Raw genomic sequence first — 17639 nt, 5'->3', positions numbered from 1 at the left:
GATCATTTAAAGGCTTTAAAAACAGTGGAAATTAAAAAGAAAAAGATTAAAATTGTTGAGATTGATGCTCCAAGCGGAATTCCTGAGTAAAAGGAAAGAAAAATTCCTGAATAGGATGAAAAAATAGAAATAATAATTGATAATATTACCGTAGTTTTAAGGCTTTTGCAGAGCTGCATTGCAGTTAGAGGAGGAATAATCATAAGAGCACCAATTAAAAGTGCTCCCATTGTTTTTATTGATATGGAAATTGACAGTGCTACTGCAGTGGCAAAAAGTATTTTAATTCCTGCTGTATTAATTCCAGAGGCATGAGCAATTTCTTCATCAATGCAGAGATTTAATATTTTTTTATAATATTTAAGCAGGAAAGCTCCACAAATTAAAGCACCGGCAAGAATAAGATAAACATCCCCCTTTGTTACAGTAGAAAGACTTCCAAAAAGTATATTCATTATTGAACCTGTGCTACCAGATAATGCTATAAAAACTACTGATAGTGAAACACCTGCATAAAGAAAAAAAGAAAGAGAACCCTCTGCTGGAAGCTTGTCTTTTGCTCTAAGTTGCTCAACAGAAATAGAGATAATAAGACTCAATAAAATAAGCAAAACAAGGGAATTTATCTTTAAAAAAAGGCTTAATGCCAGAGCTAAAAATCCAACATGAGCAAGGGTATCAGCAAAAAAGGCATATCTACGCAAAAGTAAAAATACTCCAAACACAGGAGCCAGTGGAGCTACAAAGGTTATAACCAGGAAAGCTCTCTTTATAAGACTTAACTCAAATATTTCAAGCATTTTTATGGGGAAAAACAGTATGTTCAGGATATAACATGCCCATATATTCATCTTTAAGAATTTTCTGCGGCTCTCCGAGACAGACAACTCTTTTATTCAGACATAGAATACATTTTGCTTCATGGGCAAAAGTTGCTATATCATGAGTAACCACAACTATTGTAATTCCAAAATTCTGGTTAAGGTTCTCAAGTATCTGAAGCAGTTCATCCATTGAATAAGGATCAATACCTGTAGTTGGTTCATCAAGCAGTAAAATTCTTGGTCTGCAAGCAATTGCTCTTGCAAGAAATGCCTTCTGCCGCTGACCGCCAGAAAGTTCCCTGATTAATTTCTTTTTTAAATGGGAAATTTTGAAAACATCCAGTGCCCATTCAATATTGTCTTTTTTAAATTTTTCGTGCCCGCTTCTAACAAGTTCTTCTACTGTAAATGGAAACTCATATATTGTCTGGGATATTCTCTGAGGTAGATATCCTATAGACTCTGATTTTAAATATTCCTCTGGAGTCACTCCATAAATCAATACCTGACCTCTTTGAGGTTTTATTATGCCAAGTATTAACCTTAGCAGAGTTGTTTTACCTGCTCCATTTGGTCCTATAATTCCGAGATAACAGCCTTCAGGTATCTCAAGATTAATGTCCTCAAGCACAAAAATGCTGTCAAAGGCATAGTAAACATTTTTTAAGGTTATTGCATTCATTTACATTTTAATGCAGTTTTTAAAACTTTAAGATTTTCATTCATTGTCTGAAAGTAATCTTGCTGTGAAATTTGATGAAATGTGTTAAATTTCATTGTTTTTGCCCCTGTTTCCTCTGCCAGAGCCTTGGCAATCCTATCTCCTTCTGGTTCTGAAATTATGTATTCAATGGAATTTTTCTTTATAAAATCTTTAAGCTCCTTAATTCTCTTTAAAGAAAGTTCTTGCTCTGGATCATGGACAATGAAATGAGATTTAAATCCGTATTTTTGACTAAGATAATTTAAAAATTCATGAGTCACTATCACATCCTTTAACTGGCAGTTTGATAGAGTTTGCCTGTAATCAGTATCAAGTTTTTTTAGTTTGTCGCTATAAATTAAAAAGTTTTTCTCATATTCATCCTTTTTTTGTGTAATTTCCTGAGCCTTGTCTTTTATGACTTTAATAATTTCCAAAACCTTTAAAGGATCCAACCACACGTGAGGGTCTATTTCATCACCTGAGGAGTACTTTTGCAGAGAGATATAATCCTGTAGCCTTACTACTTTTACTCCTTTTTGATTGAGTTCATCTCTTATTTTGTCAATCCATCGGTCAATATCTGTATTGCCAAGATAAATTATCATGTTTGCCTTGTAAAGTTTTTGAATATCCTTTAAAGAAGGTTCGAAGTGGTGAGGGTCTACTCCTTGAGGAATTAAGTTATAAACCTTGGCCTCTGGAATTATCCATTTTGTGAATTCTTGAATAGGATAAAAACTTGTATAAACCGTAAATTCGGATTTTTCAGATTGTTGTGAGCATGAAACAAAAATTAATAAAGCAAACAAAAAAATTATAAACCTTTTCATTCTTTGACCTCCTACATCGAAAAGATATCTTTTATTTTATCTTTTAATCCCTTTGAAGTTTTTTTGATTTCTTCTCCAGAGACTCTTGCAAATTCTTCAAGAAGTTCTCTCTGCCGCTCATTAAGCTTTTTAGGTACATCTATATAAACTGTTACAATCTGATCTCCTCTGTGAGTACCTCCTACTCTTGGAAGTCCTTTACCCTTGAGTTTAAAAACTCTACCAGAGGGTGTTCCCGCAGGTATTTCTATCTTTGCTTTGCCATCAATTGTTGGAACTTCAACTTCTCCACCAAAAACTGCTCTGACAAATGAAATGGGAATGGAACAGTAAAGATTTATTCCTTCTCTTTTGAAAAACTCATGCTCTTTAACATTGACATAAATATAAAGATCACCACGGGGTCCGCCAAATTCTCCCATTTCTCCTTCGCCACTAACCTTCAATTTAGTGCCTGTATCAACACCAGGAGGAATATGAATTTTTAACTCTCTCTCTATCCTTACCTTACCATTTCCAGAACAATCAAGACATGGGTCTTTAATAATTCTTCCAGTTCCACCACATTTTGAACATGTCTTTGATACTGAGAAAAATCCCTGATTGTATCTGATATATCCAGTTCCACCGCAGGATGAGCATATAATTGGCTCACTGCCTGGTTTTATTCCAGAACCATTACAGGTTTCACATATTTCCCAGCGGAAGAATTTAATTTCTTTTTCAACGCCTTTAGCTGCTTCTTCAAGGGTAATTGTAATATCATATCTTAAATCAGCTCCTCTTTTAGGTCTGTTTTTCCTGAATCCAAAGCTACCGAAAAATCCTTCAAATATGTCTTCAAATATATCTGTAAAGGTTGTATAAGTTTCGTATCCAAATCCTGTAGAGGCTCCTTCTGCTGTGCCATATCTGTCGTAGTTTGCTCTTTTTACTGGGTCACTAAGACATGCATAAGCTTCATTTATCTCTTTAAACCTTTCTTCTGCCTCTTTGTTGCCAGGATTTAAATCAGGATGATACTGTCTTGCAAGGCGCCGGAACGCCTTTTTTATTTCTTCCTGAGAGGCGTCCCGGCTTACTCCGAGAATACTGTAATAGTCCTTCATTTATTATCTTTGTCCTCTACTTCAGCTTCTATTACATCTTCCTCTTTTTTAGTCTCTGAAGAAGTACCAGCACCTGCCTGTGATGCACCTGCATGCCTGTAAAGTTCTTCAGCAATTTTGTGTGAGGCTTTTGCAAGCTCTTCTATAGCAGACTTTATTTCATTGATATCATTGCTTGTGTCTTTAATTCTACGGCATTTTTCAATGGCATCCTGAATCCTCTTTTTGTCTTCCTCTGAAACTCTATCTCCCATGTCTCTTAATGTTTTTTCAACAGTGTATATCATGTTGTCAGCTTCATTTCTTGCCTCCGCAAGCTGTTTTTTACGCCTGTCTTCCTCTGCATGAGCTTCAGCCTCTCTGATCATTCTTTTAATTTCTTCCTCTGTAAGTCCGCTTGATGCTGTAATTTTAATTGATTGTTCTTTACCTGTTGCAAGATCTTTTGCAGAAACATGAAGAATTCCATTGGCATCTATATCAAAAGTAACTTCTATTTGTGGCACTCCTCTTGGTGCAGGAGGAATTCCAACAAGTTCAAATACTCCAAGAAGCTTGTTATCAGCAGCCATTTCTCTTTCACCTTGATATACCTTTATAGTGACTGCAGTCTGGTTATCAGCAGCTGTGGTAAATATCTGAGACTTTTTTGTTGGTATTGTAGTATTACGTTCAATAATTTTTGTAAATACTCCGCCAAGCGTTTCAATTCCAAGGGAAAGAGGTGTAACATCAAGAAGCAAAACTTCTTTTACTTCACCTTTAAGAATTGCTGCCTGAATTGCTGCTCCAATTGCAACAACCTCATCGGGATTAACACCTTTGTGAGGCTCTTTTCCAAAAAATTCTTGAACAACTTTTTGAACCTTTGGAGTTCTTGTCTGCCCACCAACAAGAATAACCTCGTCTATCTGATTTTGAGAGAGTCCAGCATCTGCAAGAGCTTTTTTACATGGCTCAAGGCTTTTCTGTATTAAATCATCAACGAGCTGTTCAAGTTTAGCTCTTGTGAGCTTCATAAGAAGGTGTTTCGGACCTGATGCATCAGCTGTTATAAAGGGAAGATTTATTTCTGTTTCCATTGCTGAGCTTAGCTCAATCTTTGCTCTTTCGGCAGCCTCTTTAAGCCTCTGAAGTGCCATTCTATCTTTACGAAGATCTATCCCTTCCTGCTTTTTGAATTCCTCTATCAGCCAGTCCATAATTCTTATATCAAAATCATCACCACCAAGATAGGTATCACCATTGGTAGCTTTTACTTCAATTACACCTTCTCCTATCTCAAGTATAGAGATATCAAAGGTTCCACCACCAAGGTCATAAACAGCGATCTTTTCTTCCTTTTTCTTTTCAAGTCCGTATGCAAGAGCTGCTGCTGTTGGTTCATTGATGATTCTCAGGACATTTAATCCTGCAATACGGCCTGCATCTTTTGTTGCCTGACGCTGGCTATCATCAAAATAAGCAGGCACTGTAATTACTGCTTCTGTAACAGGCTCTCCAAGATAGTCCTCAGCAGCCTGTTTAAGCTTCTGAAGAATCATCGCAGAGATTTCAGGTGGAGAGTATCTTTTACCCATGATTTCCACATGAGCATCTCCATTTGGAGCTTCAACAATTTTATAGGGGAGTCTTTTTTTAGCTTCCTGCACTTCCGGGGAGTTATATTTCCTACCCATCAATCTTTTTATGGAAAATATTGTATTTTCAGGATTTGTTATTGCCTGTCTTTTTGCAACCTGTCCTACCAGCCTTTCACCTTTATCAGTAAAGGCAACCACAGAAGGTGTTGTTCTCTGTCCTTCCTGATTTGGTATTACAACTGGCTCACCACCAATAACTACTGCAACAACAGAGTTCGTTGTGCCAAGGTCTATTCCTATTGCTTTTCCCATTGTTTAATCCTCCTTTTTATTTGTGTCTTGAGCACCCGAGGGGTGCATACCCTTTTCCGAGGGTTTACATTTGCGAGAAACAGCTACCAGCGGTTCTCTTAAAAGTTTGTTTTTATACATGTATCCTTTTCGCAATTCTTCTACGATAATGTTATCATCCATATCTGCTGTTTCAACTGTAGAGACTGCATGATGCAGTTCAGGATTAAAAGCCTGTCCAATTGTTTCCATCTGCTTTACTCCGTATTTTTCTAAAATGCGTAAAAATTCTTTAAGAGCGTTTTCAACACCCTGTTTCATACTCTCAAGCCACTGCGAATTCAGTTCATTCCCTGCATGTTTAATAGCCAGTTCAAAATTATCTATGACTGGCAGTAAATCCTTAATCAGTTTTTCATTGGCATAATTTATCAGTTCCTCTCTTTCTTTTTGAATCATCCTTTTATAGTTTTCAAACTCAGCATACAATCTCAAATACTTCTCTTTTTGCTGATTTAGCTCATTTTGAAGGTTTTCAATAATATCCCTTGGCTTGTCTTCAAGGGCGGAGCCTTCATAGGAAATTTCTTCGGTTTCTTTATTTTCAGGTACCTCTTCCTTTTTTATCTCTTCCATTTTTTCTCCTCCTAATCTGAAAGTGTTTTTGTCAACACCCGTGCAAAGGCATTAACTAACATGATTGCTCTTTGATAGTTCATTCTCTTTGGACCAACAAGAGCAATAACACCGAGAGATTTATCTTTTTCTTTATATGGTGAGGCAATTATACTGAAGTTTTTGAATTCTTCCAAAGGATTTTCCTCTCCTATTATAACTTTTATATCATCATCCTCTGAAATGTTTTCAAAGAGTTTAAGCAAAAGATGTTTGTCCTGAATAGTTTTTGCAACTTCTCTGAGCTTTTCTATATCAGAAAAATCAGGCAAATGCATTATATGATAAAGTCCTGACACATAAACATCTTCCATTGAAAAATACAATGCTTCCTGACACATCTTTAAAATCTTAGTAATCAGTTTATCCCAGAAAATTTTTTCCTTTTTTATTCTTACAAGAAGGTCTTCTCTTATTTCATCAATTGTTTTTCCCTGATAATTTCTATTGACGAAATCAGCAAGGCTGTTAAGTTCGTTTTGAGTAATTTCAGGATAGGCTTTTATTATTTTATTTTTAACAATTCCTTTATCGTTTACAACAACTGCAATTACAAGATCATCTTTAAACTTTATGAAATCCACCCTCTGGAGTGCAGTTTTTTCAGTTGCCGGTAAAACAGCCAGTCCTAAATAATGGGTAGCCTGAGACAAACTCTGAGTTGCCTCCAGAAACAGTGAATTCATATTGTTTCTCAGTTTTCTCAGTTTTTTTGTTAAATTTTCTATTAATTTTTTAATTTCCAATGAATTGATAACTAAGGCTTGCTGACATATGTAATCAACATAAAACCTGTACGCTCTGTCTGTTGGTACTCTTCCTGCTGAAGTATGGGGCTGTACGAGAAAACCAGCATCTTCTAAGTCTGACATTATATTTCTTATAGTTGCAGAGCAAACATCAAATCCGTATTTTTTCATAATATAACGGGAACCAACTGGTTCTGGTTTCTCAATATAACTCTCTACAACTGCACAAAGTATTCTCTTAGTTCTTTCATCAAACATTATATTTTTCATTTTAGCACTCTCCATTATTAAGTGCTAACATTTAAAAATTATCATGAAAACTTTAAAAAAGTCAAATATTCTACCAGTCAAGTTCTTTGTTTAAAAGTTTCTGATAAATGTCTTTTGGCAGAAAACAGCTTCTGTGCAGATCCTCAGTGTAAAGTTTTGTCGATATTTTTACATGTTTTCTCACTTCGCGGGGATCTAAGGATTTTGAGCCCACTGAGAAGCTCCACCAATTGCCAGCATAGGTTGCAATAGAAGCTGTGTAAAGGTCAACAATGGGGAAAATAAGCTTCATTGAGTTTTGAACTTCATAAACAAGCTCTTTATGAAAGATGAGTGATTCGGAAAGGGTTACAAACATTCCATCCTGAGTAAGGGCATCTCTGACTGATTTAAAGAACTCAACAGTAAAAAGACTTTTAGCAAAACCTATTATATCAGTAGAATCAACAATTATAACATCAAGGCAATTTTCCATCTCCTTTATAAACTCTGCTCCATCCATGCATCTTACCTCTACTCTTGGATCATCTATAGCTTTAGATACAGAGGGGAAAAATTTTTTTGAAACATTTATCACTTCTTCATCAATTTCTATAAAATAAAGCTTTTTTACGCAGTCATGCTTAAGAACCTCTCTTACTGCTCCACCATCTCCACCACCTATAACTGCAACAGTTTTTGCTTCTGGATGAGCGTGCATGAGGACATGGGTTAACATTTCATGATATATAAACTCATCTCTTTCAGTGAGTTGAACAACGCCATCGAGAACAAGAATTTTTCCAAAATAGGCATTTTCAAAAACCATAATTTCCTGAAATTTACTTTTCCCTCTATAAAGCACCTTTTCTACATCATACACATATTGAATCGGTGCATAGGGGTCTTTCTCAAAAAATTTAATCATAGTATCCTCCTAAATTAAAAATGTTTTTGGTACAGAAAATCCATTAAATTCTGAAGCATAGGATATAGTATATGCTCCAGCAGAAAGAATAAGTATAAGGCTTCCCACATCTGGTTCAGAAAGAAGGACTTCCCTGTCTATGACATCAAAGCTATCACAGCTTGGACCTGCAATTGTCCACAGTTTTTGCTCTCCTCTGCTTCCAACTACATATTGATATTTAATGCCTCCTATGCTTTCCATTAATCCATTGAAAACACCCACATCTATGTAAAGCCAGTTTTCATCTCCTCTTTGAGCTTTACCAATAATTCTTGAGACAAAAACTCCAGCATCTCCCACCACTGCCCTGCCAGGCTCAATAAAAATCTCCGTATCAGGAAAATATTCCTCAAGAAGTGAATTAATCTTACTTTCTATTGTTTCTATGGAAGGAACTTTCTTTGTGTATTCAATAGGATATCCACCTCCAATATTAAGCATTTTTATATCAATTCCTGCCTTTTTAGCGAGTTCTTTTACCTGCCTTGCCTTGTCTATAGCAGTGTGCCAGTTATAAATGTTACTGCATTGAGAACCAACATGAAAGGTAATACCTACAGGGTGAAGCCCTTTGTGTTTCGCATAAATAAGTAACTGTATAGCTTCTTCCATTTCAACTCCGAATTTTTTACTAAGGGGCCATTCACTTCCTTCATTTGGAACAGACAGTCTTACATAAACTTTTTTTTCAGGTGCATATTTTGCCATTTTATCCACTTCTACTTGTGAGTCAAAGGCATAATATTCAATACCATATTGCACTGCTTCTTTAAGAAATTTAAAAGTTTTTATTGGATTACTCGTTATTATTCGCTCAGGTTCAACATTAAGCTGTTTAAGAATTGCAAGCTCTCCCTCTGAAGCTATCTCAAACCCGATATTGAAGGTATTAAGAAATCTCAATACCTCTATATCTGGATTAGCTTTTACTGCATAGAAAACTTTTGAATTCTTAATTCCCTTACCAATCATTGAAATTTTCTCTTTCAGGGTTTCTCTATCAATAAGAAGATAAGGTGGTTCATCATCATGAGAGGCTATCCAGTTTAGAACTCTGTCCATAAGTGTGTTTTTCATAATTTTAAAATTTTATCATATTCTATGATAGAATAAAAAATGGAAAATGAAAGACTAAAAAATCTAAGGGATAGGATTGACAGGATTGATAGAGAAATTCTCAAACTTTTAAATGAAAGAGCCAGAATTGCCATAGAAATAGCACAAATAAAGAAAGCTGAAGGACTTTCATTCTATGACCCTGTAAGGGAAAAAAATGTCATAGATAAAGTTTTAAAAATAAATGAAGGACCTTTTTCTAATGATGTAATTAAAACTCTTTTCAGGGAAATTCTTTCAGCCACGCTGGCACTTCAGGAATCACAAAAAGTGGGTTATCTTGGACCCGAAGGCACATTTACCCATCTTGCTGCAATAAAATATTTTGGAAGTTTTGCTCATTTTGAGCCTCAGGATAGCATTAAATCTATTTTTGAATCTGTTGAAAAGGGACTGTCCCGGTTTGGCGTTGTTCCAATAGAAAATTCAAATGAAGGAACTGTTACCTATACTCTTGACATGTTTATGCAGCATGAAGTAAAAATCTCGGGGGAGATAATAATTCCTATAACCCTTCATCTTCTTTCTCTTACAGGAGAAAAGGAAAAAGTAAAAAAAATCTACACTCATCCTCATGCAAGGGCTCAATGCAGAGAATGGTTGAGAAAAAATATGCCTGATATACCCCTGTATGATGTTGCCTCCACTGCTGAGGCAGCAAAGCAGGCCTGTATGGATGCAGAAATTGCAGCAATTGCGAGCGATTTTGCTGCAAACATGTATGGACTCAAGTTTGTTGCAAAACACATTGAAGACTACAAAAACAACTACACAAGATTCTTTATACTTGGAAAAACTTTTCCTAAGAAAACAGGATCAGATAAAACCTCTATCATGTTTTCCCTTCAGGATAAACCTGGTGCTCTTTATAATGCTTTACAGCCTTTTAAGGATGCCAACATAAATCTTACAAAAATAGAATCACGTCCAGCAAAGATGCGCAAGTGGGAGTATATATTCTTTGTTGATTTTATTGGGCACATTGAAGACGAAAATGTAAAACAAACCCTTGAAAAAGTAAAAGATTACTGTATAGAGCTTGTTCATCTCGGATCATATCCAATTTTTGAATAAAAGGGAGGCTTTTATGGTCAAACCGCTGCCTTATGTTCAAAAGATTCAGCCCTATATTCCTGGCAAACCAATTAAAGAGGTGGAAAGAGAGCTTGGCATCAAGCAATGCATTAAGCTTGCATCCAATGAAAATCCTCTGGGTCCTTCACCAAAGGTTGTACAGGCTATCAAAGAATTTCTCTCAAATCCTTCTGAGCTTGCAAGATATCCAGAAGGAAGCGGATTTTATCTTAAGAATGCTTTATGTGAATTATTTGCCAAAAGAGGATTAAATCTTACACATGATGAAATAATTCTCGGCAATGGCTCAAATGAACTTATTGATATTGCTGTAAAAACTTACATTGGTCCAGGGGACGAAGCAGTTATGGCTACTCCTTCTTTTGTTGTCTATGCAATGAGTGTGACAGCACAGGGTGGAATTGCAAAGGAAGTGCCACTTAGAGACTACAGACATGACCTTGAAGGAATGCTTAAGGAGATAACAGACAGAACAAAAATCGTATTCATAGCTAATCCCAATAATCCAACAGGCACAATGAACTACAGAGAAGAATTTGATAGCTTCATGAAGGCTCTCCGAGAAGACATACTTGTTGTGGTAGATGAAGCCTATTATGAGTATGTTACAGAGTCAGATTATCCTGATACTTTAAGATATTTTAAAGAGGGAAGGGATATACTGATTTTAAGAACCTTTTCAAAAGCCTATGGATTGGCAAGCCTGAGAATAGGTTATGGAATTGCAAAAAAAGAAATCATTACAGAGATGAACAGAATAAGAGAACCCTTTAACACAAACACCATTGCTCAAATTGCTGCAGAGGCTGCTTTAAAAGATGAGGAGCATTTAAAAAAAGTGATTGAAATTAACGAAAAAGGCAAGCAATATCTCTATTCTGAGCTTGATAAAATAAAACAAATTCAATATCTCCCCACACAGACAAACTTCATTTACATAATACTGCCTGAGAGTATTTCATCTAAGGAAGTTTTTGACTCGCTTCTCAGGCAGGGAGTCATTATAAGACCTGTAGGACCAAGACAGATAAGAGTTACAATTGGTTTGCCTGAAGAAAATAAAACTTTTATAGAAAGTTTAAAAAAATTTTTTGGAGGTTAAACGATGGATATTATTGTATTAAGACCAGATGCAACTGAGGAGCAGATTGAAAAAATTGTGAAAAAACTTGAGGCAAAGGGACTTAAACCCCATGTCTCAAGGGGAACTGAAAGAACAATTATCGGAGTAATTGGAGACACCTCAAAAGTAACAGAGGATGAGGAAAATGCAATAAGAGCAATTCCAGGTGTTGAAGATGTTGTAAGAATCCTCAAACCCTACAAACTGGCAAGCAGAGACTTCAAAAGATTAGACACTATAATTCAGGTTGATGATTGCCAGATTGGAGGCAAAAGAGTACATATTGCAGCAGGTCCATGTGCTGTTGAAAACAGGATTACACTTCTTGATATTGCTGAAAAAGTCAAAGCCTCAGGCGCAACATTCTTGAGAGGTGGTGCCTTTAAGCCACGCACATCTCCTTATTCCTTTCAGGGATTGGGTGTTGAAGGACTTAAATATCTCAAAGAAGCAAAGGAAAGAACTGGGCTTCCTGTGATAAGCGAAATAATGGATCCAAGAGACATAGATGTAATGCTTGATTATGTTGATATTCTTCAAATCGGCACAAGAAACATGCAGAATTTTAGACTTCTTATGGAAGTTGGCTCAGTTGACAAGCCTGTTGTGCTTAAAAGAGGAATGTCTGCAACAATAAAAGAGCTTCTCATGGCAGCAGAGTATATTCTTTCAAGAGGTAATGAAAAGGTCATACTCTGTGAAAGAGGTATAAGAACTTTCGAGACAGCTACGAGAAATACTCTTGACCTGAGTGCTGTGCCTCTGCTTAAATCCCTCAGTCACTTACCAGTTGCAGTTGACCCAAGTCATGGTGTTGGAAAGCGTGAGCTTGTTGAGCCAATGGCAGTTGCTGCAGTTGCTGCTGGTGCTGACATGCTTTTGATTGAGGTTCATACAAATCCTGAAGAAGCTCTCTCTGATGGTGAGCAATCTTTGACTCCTGAGCAATTTAAAAATATGATGAAAAAAATTCAAGCTGTAGCTAAGGCTATTGGCAGGGAAGCATAATGGAGGATGGATTTAAAACTGTATCAATCATTGGAGTTGGCTTAATCGGAGGTTCCTTAGCCTTAGCATTAAAAGAAAAAAAACTGACTGAAAAAATTATCGGATATGGAAGAAATAAGGAAAGGCTTAAAAAAGCTTTTAAGCTTGGCATAATAGATACATATACTGATTCCCTTAAAGAGGTTTGTGAAGCAGAACTTATTGTTCTTGCAACCCCCCTGGGAGTATTTGAAAAAATCACTTCAGAAATGGCTACTTATCTAAAAAAAGACACAGTGGTTACTGATGTGGGAAGTGTTAAAGAAGAAGTGGTTAATAAACTTGAAAGATTAATGCCGAAAGGCGTTTACTTTGTTGGAACACATCCTATTGCTGGTTCAGACAGGACAGGATTTGAGTATGCAAAAGCTCAACTTTTTGAAGGCTCAAAGGTCATCATTACTCCAACAAAAAACACTAACAGATCTGCATTGGAAAGAGTTGCGAAACTATGGACTAAAACAGGAGCCCAGGTGGAGTTCATGACTCCTTCTGAGCATGACAGGATTTATGCTCTTGTAAGTCATCTTCCTCATTTAGTCTCATTCTGCCTTGTAAACACTGTGGCAGAAATGGATAAAAAATTTATAAAATACGCTGGTTCTGGATTTAAAGACACAACGAGAATTGCTAAAAGCTCACCAGAACTCTGGGCTGATATTTTTGCAATGAATGATAAAAATGTTTTACAGTGCCTTGAAATTTTCGCAAAAAAGCTTGAAGAGGTTAAACAGATGCTTTATAGAAAAGAGTTTGAAGGAGTCAAAAAATTTATAGAAGAATCAAAAAAGTTAAGGCAGGAGCTTGATTTATAATGGGGGAATGAATCTTGACCTTACATTCATAGTAAATGAAGATGGTAAAAGCCTCAAAGACCGTTTTGAACAGCTAATAAAAGACTGCAAATTCTTTGATTGCCTTGTAGCTTATTTTTATGTAAGCGGATTTCATTTAATTTATAATGCACTGAAAAATACTGAAAAGCTTAGAATTCTTGTAGGAATTGGCATTTCAAAAGAATCCTACAATCTGGTAAAGAATGCAGAACAAGAAAAACCATCACATTACGAGACAAAACAGGAAATAGAAAAATTGATTGAAGAGGAAATGGCTGAATCAGAAGATAGCGAAAATGTTGAATCAGGCGTGCAGAAGTTCATTGAATGGATAAATACTGGAAAAATTGAAATAAGAGCTTATCCCTCACAGAATCTCCATGCAAAACTTTATATTCTCACTTTTAGGGAAGGAGACAGAGATATAGGAAGAGTCATCACAGGTTCAAGTAATTTTACTCAATCTGGACTTCAGGATAATCTTGAATTCAATGTGGAGCTTAAAAACGCTTCCGATTACGAGTTTGCAAAACAGAAATTTGAAGAATTATGGAAAGATGCTGTTGATGTCACTGAAAAATATGTTCAGACAATAAAACAAAACACATGGCTGAATGAAAATATCACCCCTTATGAACTTTATCTAAAATTTCTATACGAGTATTTTAAAGATGAGTTGAGTCGAACTGATGAAGTCTTCACAAAATATCTACCCGAAAACTTTAAAAGATTTGAATATCAAGAGCAAGCAGTTCTAAATGCAAAGAAAATATTAGAAGAATATGGAGGTGTTTTTATCTCCGATGTAGTTGGGCTCGGGAAAACCTATGTTACTGCTATGCTCTGTGGGCAACTTGATGGAAGAACTCTTGTTATCGCACCACCAGCATTGCTTAATAAAAATAACCCGGGCTCCTGGCCAAATGTTTTTGCCGATTTTCATATTCCAGCTGAGTTTGTCTCTATTGGTAAGCTTGATGAAGCAAAGAAGGAAATCGAACTTAGAGAATACAAAAACATCGTTATAGATGAAGCACATCGGTTTAGAAACGAGGCAACCATTAGTTATGAAGACATTGCAGAAATCTGTCGTGGGAAAAGGGTGATTTTAGTTTCTGCTACACCTTATAATAACTCGCCAAAAGATATTCTTGCACAGATTAAAATCTTTCAAAATCCAAGAAAAAGCAATATTCCCGGTGTTCCAGATCTTGAAGATTTTTTCGGAAGACTTGAAAATAAGTTAAAGAAAGTTAACCGTCAAAAAGATTATGACAAATTTATTGAAATAACAAAAGATATTGCCAAAGAAATCCGTGATAAAGTTTTAAAACACATAATGGTTAGAAGAACAAGAACTGAGATTGAAAAATACTTTGCAGAGGATTTGGAAAGAAATAATGTCAAATTTCCAGAAGTAGAGGATCCAAAGCCACTTTTTTATCAGCTAAGTAAAGATGAAGACAGAATCTTTATGGAAACAGTTAGATTAATAACGCAGGAATTTACCTATGCTCGTTATACTCCTCTGCTTTATTTAAAGAAGGGGATTCCACCTCTTGAAGCCCAGTCCCAAAGAAATATGGGTGGCTTTATGAAAGTGCTTCTTGTTAAACGCCTGGAAAGTAGTTTTTATGCATTCAGAAAAACTATTGATAGATTTATTCGTTCCTATGAGAATTTTATTAAAGAATACGAAAATGGGAATGTTTGGATTAGTAAGGGATATATAAATAAAATTTTTGAACTTCTGGAAGAAGGTGATGATGAGGCAATCCAGAAACTTATTGATGAAGGAAAAGCAGAAAAGTATTCAAGTTCTGATTTTAAACCGGAATTTAAAGAAAATTTAGAAAAAGACCTCAAAATTTTAAAAGACATACAAAAAATGTGGCAATCAATAAAAAGAGACCCCAAACTTGAAACTTTGTTGGACAATCTCAAAAACCATCCCATATTAAAAGATAGGAAAATAATTATTTTTACAGAATCAAAGGAGACTGCAGAGTATTTAACTGAAAATATAAATAAAGAGTTCGGAAGTGAAATAGCGCTACTTTTCCATGGCAATTCTCCAGAAATAGTTCGGGATAAAGTAATAGAAAACTTTGATGCAAGGGCAAGGAACAAAAAAGATGACTACAGAATTCTTGTCTCAACCGAGGTTCTCTCTGAGGGTGTAAATCTTCACAGGTCAAATATTGTCATAAATTATGATATTCCCTGGAATCCAACCCGCCTAATTCAAAGGGTTGGTAGAGTTAATCGTATTGATACACCCTTTGATAAAATCTACACATTCAACTTTTTCCCAACAAAGCAGGCAGATTCAGAGATTGCACTTACCAATATTGCACGCTCAAAAATAGAGGCGTTTTTAACCATGCTTGGTGGAGATTCCGCTATACTCACTGAGGGAGAACCAGTTTCATCCCACGAATTATTTGATAAACTCCTTTCAAAGAAAACCATTACAGAAGACGATGGAGAAGAAAGCGAGCTTAAGTATTTAAGGATTATTGAAGATATAAGAGATAAAAATCCTGAGCTTTTTGAGAAAATAAAGCGTCTTCCCAAGAAAGCCCGTTCAGCAAAGGTGTTTTCAGACCTCTCAACTGAAGAACCAAAAATCAATTTTGCCATTACTTTAAGAACCTGAAGTTTCTCTCTGAAATACTATAACAGATAGATAGTCTTTTCCATTAAGCAAGTGTTATTACAAACTTTCGTCCTTCAACTTCTATTATTTTTACATTTATATCATAGACATTTTTTAAAAGGGTAGGTTCAATTATGGAGGAGTCTCCCATATGATAAATTTTCCCATTTTTCATAAAAATAAAATAATCAGCAAACCCAATGGCAAGGTTAAGGTCATGTAGCACGATTATTGTAATTAAGTTCAACTTTTTTGTTAATTTCCTCAAAAGTTGAAGTATTTCAATCTGATTTTTTGGGTCAAGATGATTTACTGGTTCATCAAGCAAAAGCACCTCTGGTTCCTGAGTAAGAGCTCTTGCAATAAGAACTTTCTGAACCTCTCCACCACTTAATTCGTTAATTTTTCTGAAGGCAAAATCTGTAAGCCCAAAATCTTTTATAATTTTTTCAACAACATCCAGATCCTTTTCAGATGGTTCAAATGCAATATAAGGTTTTCTTCCAAGAAGTACTGCCTCAAAAACTGAAATGTAAGGCGTCGAATTAGAATATTGAGGTAAATAGGCAATTCTTTTAGCGATATCTCTTGTTGAAAGATTTCTTATATCTATATCTCCTAAATAAACTGTTCCTGTTTTGGGTTTTAAAATCCTGTCAATTGTTCTCAACAGAGTTGATTTTCCTGAACCATTAGGGCCTAAAATAGCATAGATAAATCCTTTACTAAATTCCAGATTAATTTCTTTAAGAACTTCTTTGGCCTCGTATCCAGCTGAGAGGTTATCTATTCTTAGCATTTAAAATCTTCTCCTTTTTATTAGCAAATAAAAAAACATGGGAGCACCTAGAAAGGAAGTTATAATCCCAACAGGTAAAACAGACGGAGAAATTATTGTTCTTGCAATCAAATCAGAAAGAGAAAGTAAGACTGCACCAAAAATCGCTGAGTAAGGAATTAAAAATCTGTAATCATTTCCAATAATAAGCCTTACCATATGAGGAGATATTAATCCTACAAATCCTATTATCCCGAGAAAGGCAGTACACACAGAGACAACAAGGGCACTGAAAAACATTCCTGAAACTCTCAAAAACTTTATATTAACACCAAGACTTTTGGCAACTTCATCTCCCCATATTAGAGCATTAAAATTCCATCTATTCAAGAAAAAATAAATAAAACAAAGCAAAAAGGTAATAAACATAATTTTGTTTTCAAACCAGCCAGCCTTTCCGAGGTCTCCGAAAGTCCACAACACAGTGGCTGCTATCTGAACATCACTGGCAAAATACTGTAAAAACATAGTAGCTGAACTAAAAAGACTGCTCAATGCCACTCCAGCAAGAAGTATGGCCTCTGGAGTCACATTTTTGAGAAATGAGAGAAAAAGAACTAAAACCACAGTGGAAAGAGCACCGATAAAAGCTGAAATAATAACCGTATAACTTTTAAAAACTGTTACTGACTCTGTTCCGATGCTGTGAGTTTGTCCTGCACCCAAAATAATTATTGCAAAGGCTGCACCAAAGGTAGCGCCATGAGAAACTCCCAGAGTAAAAGGAGAAGCCAGTGGATTTCTAAATACATTTTGCATTACAGCACCTGCAACGCCTAAAGAGGCACCTGCAAGAATAGCACCAACTGTCCTTGGTGCTCTAATATTCCATATAATATATGAATATTCCGTATTAGCATATATAGCTCTGAAAACTTCAGCCAAAGATAAGTGCATTGAGCCCGTGCAGACAGAAATCAGTGATACAACTACAAGTAA

The 17639-nt window shown here is 35.7% G+C and carries 16 protein-coding genes; 5 read left to right on the top strand and 11 right to left on the bottom strand.

Features of this window, described 5'->3' with window-relative positions:
* Positions 1-2: 2 nt before the first annotated feature.
* From V4D31_RS08890 to V4D31_RS08850, 9 genes are all read right to left on the bottom strand, one after another.
* A complete protein-coding gene (locus V4D31_RS08890; RefSeq protein WP_353686082.1) occupies positions 3-800 on the bottom strand; it encodes a metal ABC transporter permease in 798 nt (265 codons plus the stop codon).
* The gene (locus tag V4D31_RS08885) at positions 793-1506 is read right to left on the bottom strand and encodes a metal ABC transporter ATP-binding protein (RefSeq protein ID WP_353686081.1); all 714 of its coding nucleotides are present in this window, start codon (positions 1504-1506) and stop codon (positions 793-795) included. The genes V4D31_RS08890 and V4D31_RS08885 overlap by 8 nt, the downstream gene beginning before the upstream one ends.
* Positions 1503-2360 (bottom strand): zinc ABC transporter substrate-binding protein, encoded by an 858-nt coding sequence (locus V4D31_RS08880; RefSeq protein ID WP_353686080.1) that lies wholly within the window; start codon positions 2358-2360, stop codon positions 1503-1505. The genes V4D31_RS08885 and V4D31_RS08880 overlap by 4 nt, the downstream gene beginning before the upstream one ends.
* 11 nt (positions 2361-2371) lie before the next feature.
* Positions 2372-3469, bottom strand: a complete 1098-nt coding sequence (gene dnaJ, locus V4D31_RS08875) for a molecular chaperone DnaJ (RefSeq protein ID WP_353686079.1) — start codon at positions 3467-3469, stop codon at positions 2372-2374.
* Positions 3466-5364 (bottom strand): molecular chaperone DnaK, encoded by a 1899-nt coding sequence (gene dnaK / locus V4D31_RS08870; protein WP_353686078.1) that lies wholly within the window; start codon positions 5362-5364, stop codon positions 3466-3468. Before dnaK ends, dnaJ begins: the two co-directional genes overlap by 4 nt.
* A 3-nt stretch (positions 5365-5367) precedes the next feature.
* Positions 5368-5979, bottom strand: a complete 612-nt coding sequence (gene grpE / locus V4D31_RS08865; RefSeq protein WP_353686077.1) for a nucleotide exchange factor GrpE — start codon at positions 5977-5979, stop codon at positions 5368-5370.
* An 11-nt stretch (positions 5980-5990) separates the two neighbouring features.
* The gene (hrcA, locus tag V4D31_RS08860) at positions 5991-7037 is read right to left on the bottom strand and encodes a heat-inducible transcriptional repressor HrcA (RefSeq protein WP_353686076.1); all 1047 of its coding nucleotides are present in this window, start codon (positions 7035-7037) and stop codon (positions 5991-5993) included.
* Positions 7038-7107: 70 nt separating this feature from the next.
* On the bottom strand, positions 7108-7944 hold the full coding sequence (speE, locus tag V4D31_RS08855) for a polyamine aminopropyltransferase (protein ID WP_353686075.1): 837 nt from the start codon (positions 7942-7944) through the stop codon (positions 7108-7110).
* Between the two features lie 9 nt (positions 7945-7953).
* The gene (locus tag V4D31_RS08850) at positions 7954-9063 is read right to left on the bottom strand and encodes a type III PLP-dependent enzyme (RefSeq protein ID WP_353686074.1); all 1110 of its coding nucleotides are present in this window, start codon (positions 9061-9063) and stop codon (positions 7954-7956) included.
* 39 nt (positions 9064-9102) lie between these two features.
* On the opposite strand from V4D31_RS08850, the gene pheA reads away from it, so the two are divergent.
* The 5 genes from pheA to V4D31_RS08825 are packed head-to-tail and all read left to right on the top strand — an operon-like array spanning position 9103 to position 15862.
* Positions 9103-10176 carry a prephenate dehydratase gene (gene pheA / locus V4D31_RS08845; RefSeq protein ID WP_353686073.1) on the top strand — a complete coding sequence of 358 codons (1074 nt, stop codon included), beginning with the start codon at positions 9103-9105 and terminating at the stop codon, positions 10174-10176.
* Between the two features lie 13 nt (positions 10177-10189).
* Positions 10190-11299 (top strand): histidinol-phosphate transaminase, encoded by a 1110-nt coding sequence (gene hisC / locus V4D31_RS08840; RefSeq protein WP_353686072.1) that lies wholly within the window; start codon positions 10190-10192, stop codon positions 11297-11299.
* Positions 11300-11302: 3 nt separating this feature from the next.
* Entirely contained in the window at positions 11303-12328 is a 1026-nt protein-coding gene (gene aroF / locus V4D31_RS08835) for a 3-deoxy-7-phosphoheptulonate synthase (RefSeq protein WP_353686071.1), read from the top strand.
* Positions 12328-13182 (top strand): prephenate dehydrogenase, encoded by an 855-nt coding sequence (locus V4D31_RS08830; protein ID WP_353686070.1) that lies wholly within the window; start codon positions 12328-12330, stop codon positions 13180-13182. The genes aroF and V4D31_RS08830 overlap by 1 nt, the downstream gene beginning before the upstream one ends.
* 7 nt (positions 13183-13189) lie before the next feature.
* Positions 13190-15862 carry a helicase-related protein gene (locus tag V4D31_RS08825; protein WP_353686069.1) on the top strand — a complete coding sequence of 891 codons (2673 nt, stop codon included), beginning with the start codon at positions 13190-13192 and terminating at the stop codon, positions 15860-15862.
* 43 nt (positions 15863-15905) lie between these two features.
* Here the strand turns inward: V4D31_RS08825 and V4D31_RS08820 are convergent, their stop codons facing one another.
* Entirely contained in the window at positions 15906-16661 is a 756-nt protein-coding gene (locus V4D31_RS08820) for an ABC transporter ATP-binding protein (RefSeq protein WP_353686068.1), read from the bottom strand.
* Positions 16662-17597 (bottom strand): iron ABC transporter permease, encoded by a 936-nt coding sequence (locus V4D31_RS08815; RefSeq protein ID WP_353686067.1) that lies wholly within the window; start codon positions 17595-17597, stop codon positions 16662-16664.
* Positions 17598-17639 lie beyond the last annotated feature (42 nt).

The sequence above is a fragment of the Thermodesulfovibrio sp. 3462-1 genome, from assembly GCF_040451425.1.
GTDB classification, from domain to species: domain Bacteria; phylum Nitrospirota; class Thermodesulfovibrionia; order Thermodesulfovibrionales; family Thermodesulfovibrionaceae; genus Thermodesulfovibrio; species Thermodesulfovibrio obliviosus.
The sequence above is the reverse complement of the archived record's forward strand: the minus strand, read 5'-3'. Positions and strand labels throughout refer to the sequence as shown.